The following is a 13,579-nucleotide window of genomic DNA, read 5'->3' on the forward strand; positions in this document are numbered from 1 at the left end:
CTCAGGACCCGGCGGCGCCCAGCACCATCCATCGCTCGCTGCGGCGACGCAGCTCGAGCGTGATCCAGCGCGCGCCGATGAAGCCGGCGTACGCGATCCACACCCAGGTCAACCCGGCGCCGGCCGCGCCCACCAGCAGCACCAGCGGCGCGTACGCGATCAGCACGACCACTCCGGCGGCCGCGAGGTAGCGACCGTCGCCCGCGCCGATCAGCACGCCGTCGAGCACGAAGACCGCCCCGGACAGGGGCTGGACGAGTGCGGCGGCGACGAGTGCCGGCACGAGTGCGGCGGCGACGTCCGGGTCCGAGGTGAACGCGCCCGGGATCCAGGGCGCTGCGATCGCGAGGACCACGGCGATCGCGGCGCCGACGCCCCATCCCCAGCGCACCATCTGGTCGGTGAGGTCGCGGGTCAGCTCGGCGTCCCCGGAGCCGAGGGCCCGGCCGGTCAAGGTCTGCCCGGCGATCGCGAGCGCGTCGAGGGCGAACGCGCACAGCGTCACGACCGTCGCCGTCACCTGATGGGCGGCCAGCGAGGCGTCCCCGAACGTGGCGGCAACGGCCGTGGCCAGCAGGATCGCGATGCGCAGCGTGCCGGTCCGCACGAGCAGGGGGATGCCGGCGCGGGCCGCGTCGAGCACCGGGCCCAGACGCGGCCCACCCGCCATTCCATCGGTGCGCAGGCGACGGGTGACCGCGGCGGTGAGCCACGCGGCCGCGCCCCACTGCACGACGACCGTGCCGAGGGCCGCGCCGGCCACGCCCCAGCCCAGGCCGTAGATCAACACGGCGTTCAGCGCGACGTTGGCGCCGCCGGCCGACACCGTGACGACGAGGGGTGTCCTGAGGTCGAGCACGCCGCGGAGCGCGCCCGTGGCGGCCAGCATCAGCAGCACGGCGGGCACCCCGGCTGCGCTGATGCGCAGGTACGTCGCCGCGTGTCCCGCGACCTCCGGTGAGCTGGCGAGCGCGGTCGTGACCGGGCCTGCCGTCGTGGCCGTCAGCAGTGCGAGCACGACACCGAGCGACGCCGCGAGCCAGAGGCCACCGAAGGCCTGGGCGCCCGCCTCGGCCTCGCGGCCGGCCCCGTGGCTGCGCGCGACGGCCGAGGTCGTGCCGTAGGCGAGGAACACGCACAGCCCCACCACGGTCGTCAGGACGACTGAGGCCACCGCGAGTCCGGCGAGCTCAGGTGTGCCGAGGTGGCCGATCATCGCGGTGTCAGCCAGGAGCATGACCGGCTCGGCCACGAGCGCGGCAAACGCCGGGAGGGCGACCGCGAGGATCTGGCGCGACGTCCCGGATCGGGCCCCGGCCCGGCTCACGTGGCGGTGGGCACCAGCAGACGCCAGGCGCCGGGCTCGAGGGTCCACGAGTGGGTCGTCGTCGGGTCGGTCAGCTCGCCGTCGCTGTTGCCCGGGATCCCCTCGCGCAGGGCGGACCCCCTGACGAGGACCGACAGGCTCGTGCCCCGCAGCGGCTCGGTGTCGTCACCCTCGACGTGCCGTCCGCTGCGCAGCTTCCAGGCGTACTTCAGACGGCGCATCGGCTTGTCGGCCCAGGACACGACGACGTCGAGCTGGCCGTCGAACGGGTCGGCGTTGGGCAGCAGCGGTGTGCCGCCGCCGATGAATCCCCCGTTGCCGACCGCGACCTGCAGGAGCCGGCCGCGGACCGGCACGGCCTTGCCGTCGACGTGCACCTCGCCGCGGAAGCCCTCGGCCGAGAAGCCCGAGGAGATCGCCCCGACCGCGTAGCCGACGATGCCGAAGCGCTCCTTCCACGGCTTGGCCGCGACGGCGGCGTCGGCGCCCACGCCGACGTGCGCGGCGTTGACGACGATCGAGCCGTCCTCGGCGCGGACCAGGTCGGTGTCGCGCTCCGGCGCCCCGAGGAGGTCGCGTGCCGTCGCGACCGGATCGGTGGGGTCGAGGCCGATCGTGCGGGCGAAGTCGTTCCCGGTGCCGAGGGGCACGAGGCCCACCACCACGTCGCGCAGCCGGTCGACCCGGTCGAGCGCCGCGACCACCGCGTGGACGCTGCCGTCACCGCCGAGCACGACGACGGTCGCGCCCGAGGGCACCTGCTCGAGCGCGGCGGTGAGGTCGTCGAGGCCCGAGGTGTGGGCGACCTCGACCTCGACCTCCTCGCGGAGTGCGCCCACGACGCGGTCGACCACGTCGCCCTCGCTGCTGCCGGCCGCGGCGTTGACGACCACGGTCCAGGGGGACGACGACCGCTGGTCTGGGCTGCTCATGATGGAGACAGTAGGGGTCCAGCGGCTAGACTGCCGTCGCAAGAGCCCCTCGTGAGGGGCTTGTCTCATGTCGTGAGGGGTGGGCCCGCATGCCCGCAGTCGTGATCGTCGGCGCCCAGTGGGGCGACGAGGGCAAGGGCAAGGCGACCGATCTGCTCGGGAGTCGTGTCGACTACGTGGTCAAGTTCAACGGCGGCAACAACGCCGGCCACACGGTCGTCATCCCGCAGCCCGACGGCACCTCGGAGAAGTACGCGCTCCACCTGCTGCCCAGCGGCATCCTGACGCCCGGGTGCGTCCCGGTCATCGGCAACGGCGTCGTGGTCGACCTCGACGTCCTGTTCGAGGAGATCGACGGCCTCAACGCCCGCGGCATCGACACCAGCCGGTTGCTCGTCAGCGCCAACGCGCACGTCATCGCCGACTACAACCGCACGCTCGACAAGGTCACCGAGCGGTTCCTCGGCAGCCGCAAGATCGGCACGACGGGCCGTGGCATCGGCCCCACCTACGCCGACAAGATGAACCGGCTCGGCGTGCGCGTGCAGGACCTGTTCGACGAGAAGATCCTGCGGGCCAAGGTCGAGGGCGCCCTCGAGCTCAAGAACCAGATGCTCACGAAGGTCTACAACCGCCGGGCCGTCAGCGTCGACGAGATCGTCGAGCAGCTGCTCGTCCACGCCGATCGCCTCGCGCCCATGGTCGCCGACACCCCGCTGCTGCTGCACGACGCGCTGCGCCGCGACGAGACCGTGCTGCTCGAGGCCGGCCAGGCCACGCTGCTCGACGTCGACCACGGCACCTACCCGTTCGTCACGTCGTCGTCGGCCACCACCGGGGGCGCCTGCACCGGTTCGGGCATCGCCCCGACCGAGATCTCGCGGGTCATCGGCATCGTCAAGGCCTACGCCACCCGCGTCGGCGAGGGACCTTTCCCGACCGAGCTCACCGACGACGTCGACCCCGCGGGTGACGGCGAGAAGCTGCGCACGGCCGGAGGCGAGTTCGGCACCACGACGGGCCGGCCCCGCCGCACCGGCTGGTACGACGCGCCGATCGCCCGCTACGCGGCCCGCATCAACGGCGTCACCGACTTCGTCCTCACCAAGCTCGACGTCCTGACGGGCTGGGAGCAGATCCCCGTGTGCGTCGCGTACGACGTCGACGGCGAGCGGGTCGACGAGATGCCCATGACGCAGACCGGCTTCCACCACGCCAAGCCGATCTACGAGTTCTTCCCGGGCTGGACCGAGGACCTCTCCGCGGCCCGCGAGTTCTCCGACCTCCCGGCCAACGCGCAGTCGTACGTGCGCGAGCTCGAGGCCATCAGCGGTGCGCGCATCTCCGCCGTCGGCGTCGGCCCGGGCCGCGAGGAGACCGTCGTCCTGCACGACCTCCTCTGACCGGGTCAACTCCGTCATGTGTCGCGGGGTGGGGCGTCGCTAGGGTGTGGCGGGTGAAGACGCTCGTGATCGGGACCGGTGGCCGTGAGCACGCACTCGCCCTCGCGCTGTCGCGCGACCCCGGGGTGGCGGAGGTCCACGCGGCCCCCGGCAACCCCGGCATCGCCGACGTCGCGACGCTGCACGAGGTCGACCCGCTCGACGGCGAGGCGGTCGCCCGACTCGCCACCGAGATCGGGGCCGAGCTCGTCGTGATCGGTCCGGAGGCCCCCCTCGTCGCGGGAGTGGCCGACGCGGTCCGCGCGGCCGGCATCGACTGCTTCGGGCCCAGCGCCGCCGCGGCTCAGCTCGAGGGGTCGAAGGCGTTCGCCAAGGAGGTCATGGCGGCGGCCGAGGTGCCCACCGCGATGGCGCACGTCTGCACGACCCAGGAGGAGATCGAGGCCGCGCTCGACGCGTTCGGTGCGCCGCACGTCGTCAAGGACGACGCGCTCGCCGCCGGCAAGGGCGTCGTGGTCACCGACGACCGCCAGGAAGCCCTCGACCACGCGATGTCGTGCGACCGGGTCGTGATCGAGGAGTTCCTCGACGGTCCCGAGGTCTCGCTGTTCGCGATCACCGACGGCTCGACCGTGCTCCCGCTCCAGCCGGCCCAGGACTTCAAGCGCGCGCTCGACGGCGACGAAGGCCCCAACACCGGCGGCATGGGCGCGTACACGCCGTTGCCGTGGGCGCCCGACGACCTCGTGGCCGAGGTGACGCGCCGGGTGCTCGTGCCCACCGTCGAGGAGATGGCCCGCCGCGGCACCCCGTTCAGCGGCCTGCTCTACGCGGGCCTCGCCCTGACCGGCCGCGGTGTGCGGGTCATCGAGTTCAACGCCCGCTTCGGCGACCCCGAGACGCAGGCGTTGCTGGCGATGCTCCGCACGCCGATCTCGGCACTGCTGCGCGGAGCCGCCAACGGCACCCTCGCCCAGGTCGGCCTGCCGCAGTGGGCCGGCGGCTCGGCCGTCGCGGTCGTGATGGCCTCGGCCGGCTACCCGGCCACGAGCAGCTCCGGTGACCGCATCCTGGGGGTCGACGCGGCGAACGCGATCGAGGGCGTCGACGTGATCCACGCCGGCACGGCGCTGGACCCCGACGGGCACCTGGTGACCGCCGGCGGCCGCGTGCTGGCCGTGACGGGCGTCGGCGAGAACCTCGAGCAGGCGCGCATCCGGGCGTACTCCGGCGTCGACGCGATCATCATCGAGGGCGGCCAGCACCGCACCGACATCGCGCTCAAGGCCCAGCTCGGCGAGATCGCCCTCTGACCCACCCCGGACGGGCGGAGGTCACCAGGTCACCGCCCGGGGTGGGGCCGGAGGCCGGCCCTGCCAGAATGGCGCCGTGACCGCACCGAACGTCCTCGCCTCGCGCTATGCCTCCGCCGAGCTCGCCCGACTCTGGTCGCCCGAGCACAAGATCGTGCTGGAGCGCCAGCTCTGGATCGCGGTCCTGAAGGCGCAGCGCGACCTCGGCATCGAGACCCCCGACGGCGTCGTCGAGGCCTACGAGGCCGTCGTCGACCAGGTCGACCTCGCCTCGATCGCCGCCCGCGAGCGCATCACGCGCCACGACGTGAAGGCGCGCATCGAGGAGTTCGCCGCGCTGGCCGGCACCGAGCACATCCACAAGGGCATGACCTCGCGCGACCTCACCGAGAACGTCGAGCAGCTGCAGGTCAAGGCCTCGCTCGAGCTCGTGCGCCGGCGCATCGTCGCCACGCTCGCTCGCCTGGCCCGCCTGGCGAGCGAGAACGCCGAGCTCGTCATGGCCGGTCGCAGCCACAACGTCGCGGCACAGGCCACCACGATGGGCAAGCGCTTCGCCACGGTCGCCGACGAGCTGATGGTCTCGCTCGGCCGCATCGACTCGCTCCTGGAGCGGTACCCGCTGCGCGGCATCAAGGGCCCCGTCGGCACGGGCCAGGACATGCTCGACCTCCTGGGTGGGCCCGGCGGGGGTTCCGGGCCCGGGGCGGAGAACGGCTATGCGTTGCTCGCCGAGCTCGAGGACCGCGTCGCCGCGCACCTCGGCTTCGCGAACGTGCTCACGAGCGTCGGCCAGGTGTACCCGCGCTCGCTCGACTACGACGTCGTCACCGCGCTGGCCCAGACCGTCGCCGCGCCGAGCAACCTGGCCACGACGATCCGCCTGATGGCCGGCAACGAGCTCGTGACCGAGGGGTTCAAGCCGGGCCAGGTCGGCTCCAGCGCGATGCCGCACAAGATGAACACCCGCTCGTGCGAGCGCGTCAACGGGCTCTCGGTCGTCGTCCGCGGCTACGTCTCGATGATCGGCGAGCTCGCCGGCGACCAGTGGAACGAGGGCGACGTGTCGTGCTCGGTCGTGCGGCGCGTGGCCCTGCCGGACGCGTTCTACGCGACCGACGGCCTGTTCGAGACGTTCCTGACGGTGCTCGACGAGTTCGGTGTGTTCCCGGCCGTGGTGCACCGCGAGCTCGACCGCTACCTGCCGTTCCTCGCCACCACCAAGGTGCTGATGGCCGCCGTCCGCGCCGGCGTGGGTCGCGAGGTCGCCCACGAGGCCATCAAGGAGCACGCCGTCACGGTCGCGCTGGAGATGCGCGAGCAGGGAACGGCGGAGAACGACCTCTTCGCGCGCCTGGCCGGCGACCCCCGCCTGGGCCTGACCGAGGCCGATCTGGCGTCGCTCGTCGCCGAGCCCATCGCCTTCACGGGTGCGGCCACGCACCAGGTCGCCGGGGTCGTCGCCCGGATCGAGCAGGTCCTGCAGGACGATCCGGAGGCCGCGGCCTACGCGCCGGGCGCGATCCTCTAGCCGCGATCAGTCCTCGGCGAGCAGCGCGAGTGTGACGGGGGTGGGTTGGCCCGGCCACGTCGCGGTGAGCGTCCCCGAGGCCGCGGGCACGGGCTCGTCCGGCGCGATGGCGAGCGCGACGCGGAGCTGGCCGCTCCCGGCGCCGGAGCCGCGCACGCTGGCCGTGGACCTGCGACGGGGGACCTCGCTGCCGTCGGGGCCGACCATCGCGACCTCGCCGCGCCCGTCGCGGATCACGGCAGTCGTCTCGGCGACGTAGACCGGATCGCTCGTGGCGAGGTAGACCCAGCGGTGCCCGAGCGCCGAGTGCTCGAGCTCGCCGATCAGCTCGCCACCGTCCCACGGCGCGCTGCGGTACGTCAGCGGGACGTGCACGATGCCACCGCCGACCCGCAGCAGGAACGTCTCGATCCCCACCTCGCCCGCGGGGTCGTCGAACCTGAAGCTCGCCTCGACCTTCGGCACCTCCGCCCCGGTCGGCCACCACGGCTGCGTCGGCAGCCAGGCGGCGAGGAGCTCCTGCTTGGTGGGGGTCAGCTCGGACCCGGGATGCACGATGCCCATGACGCCATCGTGCCTGCTCGGGGAAGCGCCCACTAGCCTGAGCCCGTGACGCCTGAGATCCCCGGAGCCACCCACCTGCACTCGGGCAAGGTCCGCGACCTGTACACGCTCCCCGACGGGAACCTGCTGATGGTCGCGTCCGACCGCATCAGCGCGTTCGACCACGTCCTCGAACCGGGCATCCCCGACAAGGGCGAGATCCTCACGCGCATGTCGCTGTGGTGGTTCGACCAGCTCGCCGACCTCGTGCCCCACCACGTGATCTCGACCGACGTCCCGCCGGACGTGGCGGGCCGCGCGGTCGTCTGCGAGAACCTGGCGATGTTCCCCGTGGAGTGCGTGGCCCGCGGCTACCTCACGGGGTCGGGCCTCATCGACTACACGCAGACCGGAGCGGTGTGCGGCGTCCCGCTGCCGGACGGCCTGGTCGACGGCTCCCGGCTCCCCGAGCCGATCTTCACGCCCGCCACGAAGGCCGACATCGGCGAGCACGACGAGAACGTCGACTTCGACCACGTCGCCCGCACGGTGGGTCCCGAGGTCGCCGAGCGGCTGCGGGAGCTGACCCTCGCGGTCTACGCGCGGGCGGAGGGCATCGCCCGCGAGCGCGGCATCATCCTGGCCGACACCAAGCTGGAGTTCGGCGCCCGCGAGGACGGCACGATCGTCCTGGCCGACGAGGTGCTGACCCCGGACTCCTCGCGCTTCTGGCCGGCCGACGACCTGCGCCCGGGAGGCCCGCAACCGTCGTACGACAAGCAGATCGTGCGCAACTGGTTGCTGTCGGCCGAGTCCGGCTGGGACAAGGCCGCCGACGCGCCACCGCCGACCCTCCCGCCCGAGGTCGTCGAGCGCACCCGCGCCCGGTACATCGAGGCCTACGAGCGACTGACCGGACTGACCTTCTAGCCCGGCTCGCCCGCCCGGCGGCTCACGCGGGCGTACCAGCGACGTCCCGGTGAGCTGGAGACCCCGTGCACGACGGTGCTGGCCGCCACGACCGCGGTACCGGCCGCGAGGACGGGGGTGGTGTCGGCGGCCGGGAGCCGCTCGGCGAGCAGGGCCAGGTAGAAGACCGCGGACACGCCGATCGGTCCGAACCAGCCGAGGAACACCGCGTCGCGCCACGTGAGCCGGAGCGGGCGGCGCAGCAGGAGCACCCAGGGCAGACGGCGCAGGAGCAACGTGCCGACGACGACCACGAGCAGGGCCGGGCCGAGGTCGCGCCAGGCCTCCCACGGCAGGACGCTCCCCAGAACCACGAAGCCCGGGAGCAGTACGAACCGGTTGATGGCCTCGTCGAGCACCACGGCGTCCATCCGGTCGCTCCCCGGATCGGTCGCGTTCAGGGTCAGGCCGGCCACGAACACCGCGAGCACACCGCCGACGTCGAGCAGCACGGCGGCCCCCAGCACCCCGAGGGCCAGGACCAGGGTGAAGACCAGGACCGGCGCGGTGTCGGTCGCGCCGTGTCGCTCGCCGGAGCGGATCGCGCGCCCGGCGCCCCACCCGGCGAGGACGCCCAGCACGAGCGCGCCGACCACCTCACGCACGATCTCGACGCCGATCTCGCCGCCGGTGGCGACGCCGAACGGCACGAGCGCGACGAGGACCAGCGGGAGCGCGAGCCCGTCGTTCGCGCCGGACTCCAGCGACAGCACCTGCCGGGTGCGGGCCGGCAGGTCCCGCTCCGCCGGGGCGCCCGTGACGACGCTCGAGGCGAGTACCGGATCGGTCGGGCACAGCGCACACCCGAGGACGGTGGCAGCCGCCAGTCCGAGCCCGAGCGGCCAGGCGACCACGGCCGTCGCGAGCGCCATGAGCGGCATGACGACGAGGAGCAGCAGGGTCACCGGGCCCCGGACCCGCCAGGCGTCGCGCACGGGGTAGCGCAGCGCCACGGCCATGACCGAGATCGCCAGCAGGACCCGGGCGATCTCGTGGATCTCCTCGGAACGCTCGGTCACGGCCGGCAGGTCGACGACCCCCGTGGCCGCCGGGCCGAGGACGACGCCGACGGCCAGGGCGAGCAGGGGCTCCGAGAGCGGCAGCTCGCGCAGGCGCGCGGAGAGCGTGGCCACGAGCAGGCCCAGCAGCCCGACCGCGACCAGCACGGTGGCGGTGGTCGTCACGACAGGCTCCGTCCCTCACGAGTGCACATGCAGTTCATGCTCACGGCCACCGGACGCGCTGTCGAGCCGTGGGTAGGCTGTGACGCGCACCGCATTCCCACCCTCAAGGAGCCGTCGTGGCCAATCTCGCCGCCCTGCTGGAGAATTCCGCCCAGAGCTACGTCGATCGCACGGCGATCGTGTTCGGCGACACCAAGCTGAACTACGCCCAGGTCAACGGCGCCGCCAACCAGGTCGCGAACCTGCTGGTCGAGCGTGGCGTCAAGCCCGGCGACAAGGTGGCGCTGTCGTGCCCGAACCTGCCGTACTTCTCGATCATCTACTACGGGATCCTCAAGGCCGGCGCCACCGTCGTGCCGCTCAACGTGCTGCTGAAGGCCCGCGAGGTCGCCTACCACCTCGACGACTCCGACGCGGTCGCGTACTTCGCGTTCGAGGGCACCGCCGACCTGCCGATCGGCGAGGCGGCGTGGGACGGCTTCCAGGCCACCGACTCCTGCCAGGATTTCTTCCTGATCAAGCTCGACTCGGCCGCCCCGGCGCCGCTGGAGGGCCCCGAGTACTACGCGCCCCTCGTGGCCGTGCAGCCGCCCACGTTCGAGACCGTCGAGCGGGACGACGACGAGACCGCCGTGATCCTCTACACGTCCGGCACCACCGGTCAGCCCAAGGGTGCGGAGCTGCGTCACCGCAACATGCGTGACAACGCCCTGTCCGGCAAGGACCTCTTCGGGGCGAACGCCGACACCCCTGACACGTACCTGTGCGTCCTGCCGCTGTTCCACTCCTTCGGCCAGACCGTCATCCAGAACGGTGGTTTCGCCTTCGGCGGCACCGTCGTGATGCTGCCCCGGTTCGAGGCGGAGCCCGCGATCGGCCTGATGGTGCGCGAGAAGGTCACGTTCTTCGCGGGCGTGCCCACGATGTACTGGGGCCTGCTCGGCGCCCTGACCCCGGAGCACCCGGTGGCCGAGATCGCCGCGAACCTGCGGGTCGCGGCTGCGGGCGGCTCGGCCCTGCCGGTCGAGGTGCACAAGAACTTCCAGGAGCGCTTCGGCGTCACGATCCTCGAGGGCTACGGCCTGTCGGAGACCTCGCCGGTGGCCTCGTTCAGCGTGTTCGGCGAGCAGCCCAAGGTCGGCTCGATCGGCAAGCCGATCCCCGGCGTCGAGATGAAGCTCATCAACGACGACTGGACCGACGTGCCGGGCGGTGACCCTGACGCGATCGGCGAGATCGCGATCAAGGGCCACAACATCATGAAGGGCTACTACGACCGCCCCGAGGCCACGGCCGAGGCGATCCAGGACGGCTGGTTCCGCTCCGGTGACCTCGGGAAGAAGGACGCCGACGGCTACTACTTCATCGTCGACCGCTCCAAGGACATGATCATCCGCGGCGGCTACAACGTGTACCCGCGCGAGATCGAGGAGGTGCTGATGCAGCACCCGGCGGTCTCGCTGGTCGCGGTCATCGGCGTCCCGCACGAGTCGCACGGCGAGGAGATCAAGGCCGTCGTCGTCAAGAACAAGGACCACGACGACGTCACCGAGGAGACGCTCGTCGCCTGGGGCAAGGAGCAGTTCGCCGCGTACAAGTACCCGCGCGTGGTCGAGTTCCGTGACGAGCTCCCCATGACGTCGACCGGCAAGATCCTCAAGAGAGAGCTGAGCTGAAGACCGTGTCTGAGCGCCAGCGAGTAGTTCAGCGGAGTGTCATCGGGGCATCTCCGTACCGTTTCTTCTTCACGGAGGTGGCCCGATGAGCGCTGCAGGATGGCACCCGGACCCCGAGGGCCGGCACGAGTACCGCTACTGGGACGGCTCGGTCTGGACCGAGCACGTCAGCAACCAGGGCAACCAGTCCGTCTCCCCGCTCGGCGCGGCACCCGCTGACACGGGTGCGGCGGCCGGTGCTGCGGGCGGCTTCGCCCAGCAGCAGGGCGGTGGCGGTCTGACGCCTCAGCCTGCCGTGGGCGGCGACCCGTGGTCCGGCCTGTCCGGCGACCTGGTCGACGGCACGTTCAGCGAGGTCGAGGGCATCGGCCCGCAGAAGCAGAACAGCAGGCTGCTGCGGGTGCGCATCGCCGAGCCGTTCATGGCCAAGCAGGGCGCGATGGTGGCCTACCAGGGCAACGTCGACTTCCAGTACTCCGGTGGCGGCGCGGCCAAGTTCCTCAAGAAGGCCCTCACGGGCGAGGGTCTGTCGCTCATGGGCGTCAGTGGACAGGGCGACGTGTTCCTCGCCGACACCGGCAAGCACGTCCACATCCTCAAGATCGAGAATGGTGGCCTGTCGGTCAACGGCAACGCCGTGCTGGCGTTCAGCTCTTCGCTGGACTGGAACGTCGAGCGGGTCAAGGGCGGCAGCATGGTCGCGGGTGGCCTGTTCAACACGACCCTGCGCGGCACGGGCTGGGTCGCCATCACCACCGACGGCGAGCCGGTCGTGCTCAACCCGGCGGAGGCGGCCACGTACGCCGACGCCAACGCGCTCATCGCGTGGTCGCTGGGACTGCAGACGTCGATCAAGTCCAGCTTCACGGCCGGATCGCTCATCGGTCGCGGCTCCGGCGAGGCCTTCCAGGTCGCGTTCCAGGGCCCCGGGTTCGTCATCGTGCAGCCCTCCGAGGGCCCGCAGGTGCCCACCGCCGGCTGATCGCCTCGCCGACGCCCCCGGTCCCCGCGCGACGCGGGACCGGGGGCGTCGTCGTCGGCCTGGGGGCGCGGATAGACTTCGCCTCATGCCTCGCGTGATCGTCGACGTCATGCCCAAGCCCGAGATTCTCGACCCGCAGGGGAAGGCCGTCCACGGCGCCCTCCCGCGGCTCGGCTTCGAGGGCATCACCGATGTCCGCCAGGGCAAGCGCTTCGAGCTCGAGGTCGCCGCGACCGACGAGGCGACGCTCGCCGAGGTCGCGAAGGTCGCCGAGACGCTGCTCTCGAACCCCGTCATCGAGGACTACACCGTGCGGGTCGACGGCTGATGGCGCCGAAGGTCGGCGTCGTCACGTTCCCGGGCTCGCTCGACGACGTCGACGCGCGTCGTGCGGTGCGCCTCGCGGGCGCCGAGCCCGTCGCCCTGTGGCACGGCGACCACGACCTGCAGGGTGTCGACGCGATCGTGCTGCCGGGCGGCTTCTCGTACGGCGACTACCTGCGCTGCGGCGCGATCGCCCGGTTCGCGCCGATCATGACCGAGGTCGTGGAGGCCGCCAACGCCGGCGTGCCGGTGCTCGGCATCTGCAACGGCTTCCAGATCCTGTGCGAGTCGCACCTGCTGCCGGGTGCGCTGATCCGCAACGACCACCGCACCTTCGTGTGCCGTGACCAGCAGCTCGTGATCGAGAACGCCGCCACCGCGTGGACCTCCGACTACACGGCGAGCCAGACCATCACGGTGCCGCTCAAGAACGGCGAGGGCGGCTTCGTCGCTGACGCGGCCACGCTCGACGCGCTCGAGGGCGAGGGTCGGGTCGTCGCGCGCTACGTGGGCGGCAACCCCAACGGCTCGCTGCGCGACATCGCCGGCATCACCAACGAGCGCGGCAACGTCGTGGGCCTCATGCCACACCCCGAGCACGCGGTCGAGGAGCTCACGGGCCCCGGCACCGACGGCCTGGGCTTCTTCACGTCGGCCCTCACCGCCCTGGTGTCGCGATGACCGAGCGCAGCGAGGGAACGATGATCCGGTCGTCGCGGTGTCGCCCTACGCTCGTGATCTTCCAGGGGGCACCGCGATGACTCTGTCGACGAGCGCCGCGATCCTGCTGGTGGTCGCGGGCGCCTGGAACCTCTTCATCTGGCCGCAGTTCGCCAAGCGGATCATCGCCGATCCCCGCTCGCGCGACGAGCACGGCGGCCGGACGACGTTCTTCACGGTCCACGCCGTGCTCATCTCGGTGTCGCTCGCCCTCGGCCTCTCGGTCGGGTTCATCGGCGTCATCGCCCTGTTCTGAGAGAGCAAGGTCCCAGTCCACACCAAGCCCGAGGGGGAGCCATGGCCACCGAGGTCCGACGCAACGACGACGCGGGACGCTACGAGATCCTCGTGGACGGAGCCGTGGCCGGATTCACCGAGATCAAGCCGCGCGACGGCGTGCTGATCATGCCGCACACGCTGATCGACGACGCGTACTCGGGCCAGGGTCTCGCCAAGATCCTGGTGACGGGCGCGCTCGACGACATCCGTGCCCGAGGCGAGCGCATCAAGCCGCTCTGCTCGTACGTCCGGTCGTTCCTCGAGAAGAACCCGTCGTACGGCGACCTCGTCGCCTGATCGCGAGGTCTGATCCTGGGGCGACGTGTGCCATCGCACGTCGCTCGATGAAGGTCGGCGGTCCCATCCGCGGTACGCTGGCCGTGGTGGCCCACTGTT

The 13,579-nt window shown here is 71.9% G+C and carries 14 protein-coding genes; 10 read left to right on the forward strand and 4 right to left on the reverse strand.

All coding sequences use genetic code 11. The features are described from left to right. Position 1 precedes the first annotated feature (1 nt). Together V6S66_RS03190 and V6S66_RS03195 are read right to left on the reverse strand one after the other, a co-directional pair. A complete protein-coding gene (locus tag V6S66_RS03190) occupies positions 2-1,327 on the reverse strand; it encodes an MATE family efflux transporter (protein WP_334205317.1) in 1,326 nt (441 codons plus the stop codon). After that, positions 1,324-2,259: a diacylglycerol/lipid kinase family protein gene (locus V6S66_RS03195; RefSeq protein ID WP_334205318.1), complete on the reverse strand. Its 936-nt coding sequence runs from the start codon at positions 2,257-2,259 to the stop codon at positions 1,324-1,326. The genes V6S66_RS03190 and V6S66_RS03195 overlap by 4 nt, the downstream gene beginning before the upstream one ends. Positions 2,260-2,348: 89 nt before the next feature. On the opposite strand from V6S66_RS03195, the gene V6S66_RS03200 reads away from it, so the two are divergent. The 3 genes from V6S66_RS03200 to purB all read left to right on the forward strand — a co-directional run bounded on the left by V6S66_RS03200 (position 2,349) and on the right by purB (position 6,506). Continuing rightward, entirely contained in the window at positions 2,349-3,662 is a 1,314-nt protein-coding gene (locus V6S66_RS03200; RefSeq protein WP_334205319.1) for an adenylosuccinate synthase, read from the forward strand. 53 nt (positions 3,663-3,715) lie between these two features. After that, positions 3,716-4,975: a phosphoribosylamine--glycine ligase gene (gene purD / locus V6S66_RS03205; RefSeq protein ID WP_334205320.1), complete on the forward strand. Its 1,260-nt coding sequence runs from the start codon at positions 3,716-3,718 to the stop codon at positions 4,973-4,975. A gap of 76 nt (positions 4,976-5,051) precedes the next feature. Further along, a complete protein-coding gene (gene purB / locus V6S66_RS03210; RefSeq protein ID WP_334205321.1) occupies positions 5,052-6,506 on the forward strand; it encodes an adenylosuccinate lyase in 1,455 nt (484 codons plus the stop codon). A 6-nt stretch (positions 6,507-6,512) separates the two neighbouring features. Here the strand turns inward: purB and V6S66_RS03215 are convergent, their stop codons facing one another. Next, complete coding sequence (locus V6S66_RS03215; protein ID WP_334205322.1) at positions 6,513-7,070, reverse strand: maltokinase N-terminal cap-like domain-containing protein; 558 nt, start codon at positions 7,068-7,070, stop codon at positions 6,513-6,515. A gap of 45 nt (positions 7,071-7,115) precedes the next feature. Between V6S66_RS03215 and V6S66_RS03220 the strand changes: the two genes are divergently transcribed. Then, complete coding sequence (locus tag V6S66_RS03220) at positions 7,116-7,979, forward strand: phosphoribosylaminoimidazolesuccinocarboxamide synthase (RefSeq protein ID WP_334205323.1); 864 nt, start codon at positions 7,116-7,118, stop codon at positions 7,977-7,979. Here V6S66_RS03220 and V6S66_RS03225 read toward each other — a convergent pair. Next, positions 7,976-9,202, reverse strand: a complete 1,227-nt coding sequence (locus V6S66_RS03225; RefSeq protein WP_334205324.1) for a cation:proton antiporter domain-containing protein — start codon at positions 9,200-9,202, stop codon at positions 7,976-7,978. The two genes, V6S66_RS03220 and V6S66_RS03225, sit on opposite strands and share 4 nt — an antisense overlap. A gap of 116 nt (positions 9,203-9,318) precedes the next feature. Here V6S66_RS03225 and V6S66_RS03230 point away from each other — a divergent pair, with 116 nt between their 5' ends. The 6 genes from V6S66_RS03230 (at position 9,319) to V6S66_RS03255 (ending at position 13,480) form a co-directional block, all read left to right on the forward strand. Further along, entirely contained in the window at positions 9,319-10,878 is a 1,560-nt protein-coding gene (locus V6S66_RS03230; RefSeq protein ID WP_334205325.1) for a long-chain-fatty-acid--CoA ligase, read from the forward strand. 85 nt (positions 10,879-10,963) lie between these two features. Further along, positions 10,964-11,860 (forward strand): AIM24 family protein, encoded by an 897-nt coding sequence (locus V6S66_RS03235; RefSeq protein WP_334205326.1) that lies wholly within the window; start codon positions 10,964-10,966, stop codon positions 11,858-11,860. Between the two features lie 85 nt (positions 11,861-11,945). Further along, a complete protein-coding gene (purS, locus tag V6S66_RS03240) occupies positions 11,946-12,188 on the forward strand; it encodes a phosphoribosylformylglycinamidine synthase subunit PurS (protein ID WP_334205327.1) in 243 nt (80 codons plus the stop codon). Continuing rightward, a complete protein-coding gene (gene purQ, locus V6S66_RS03245; protein ID WP_334205328.1) occupies positions 12,188-12,865 on the forward strand; it encodes a phosphoribosylformylglycinamidine synthase subunit PurQ in 678 nt (225 codons plus the stop codon). Before purS ends, purQ begins: the two co-directional genes overlap by 1 nt. 76 nt (positions 12,866-12,941) lie before the next feature. Continuing rightward, positions 12,942-13,160: an SCO4848 family membrane protein gene (locus V6S66_RS03250; RefSeq protein WP_334205329.1), complete on the forward strand. Its 219-nt coding sequence runs from the start codon at positions 12,942-12,944 to the stop codon at positions 13,158-13,160. A 41-nt stretch (positions 13,161-13,201) separates the two neighbouring features. Further along, positions 13,202-13,480 carry a GNAT family N-acetyltransferase gene (locus tag V6S66_RS03255; RefSeq protein WP_334205330.1) on the forward strand — a complete coding sequence of 93 codons (279 nt, stop codon included), beginning with the start codon at positions 13,202-13,204 and terminating at the stop codon, positions 13,478-13,480. Positions 13,481-13,579: the final 99 nt, after the last annotated feature.

Origin of the sequence: Aeromicrobium sp. Sec7.5 (assembly GCF_036867135.1) — a bacterium.
GTDB lineage: Bacteria > Actinomycetota > Actinomycetes > Propionibacteriales > Nocardioidaceae > Aeromicrobium.

What these genes read in the sequence shown, in the direction of transcription:
- V6S66_RS03195 (WP_334205318.1), bottom strand. Translation starts at nt 2,259, where the DNA reads ATGAGCAGCCCAGACCAGCGGTCGTCGTCCCCCTGGACCGTGGTCGTC.
- V6S66_RS03200 (WP_334205319.1), top strand. Translation starts at nt 2,349, where the DNA reads ATGCCCGCAGTCGTGATCGTCGGCGCCCAGTGGGGCGACGAGGGCAAG.
- V6S66_RS03215 (WP_334205322.1), bottom strand. Translation starts at nt 7,070, where the DNA reads ATGGGCATCGTGCATCCCGGGTCCGAGCTGACCCCCACCAAGCAGGAG.
- V6S66_RS03235 (WP_334205326.1), top strand. Translation starts at nt 10,964, where the DNA reads ATGAGCGCTGCAGGATGGCACCCGGACCCCGAGGGCCGGCACGAGTAC.
- purS (WP_334205327.1), top strand. Translation starts at nt 11,946, where the DNA reads ATGCCTCGCGTGATCGTCGACGTCATGCCCAAGCCCGAGATTCTCGAC.
- purQ (WP_334205328.1), top strand. Translation starts at nt 12,188, where the DNA reads ATGGCGCCGAAGGTCGGCGTCGTCACGTTCCCGGGCTCGCTCGACGAC.
- V6S66_RS03250 (WP_334205329.1), top strand. Translation starts at nt 12,942, where the DNA reads ATGACTCTGTCGACGAGCGCCGCGATCCTGCTGGTGGTCGCGGGCGCC.
- V6S66_RS03255 (WP_334205330.1), top strand. Translation starts at nt 13,202, where the DNA reads ATGGCCACCGAGGTCCGACGCAACGACGACGCGGGACGCTACGAGATC.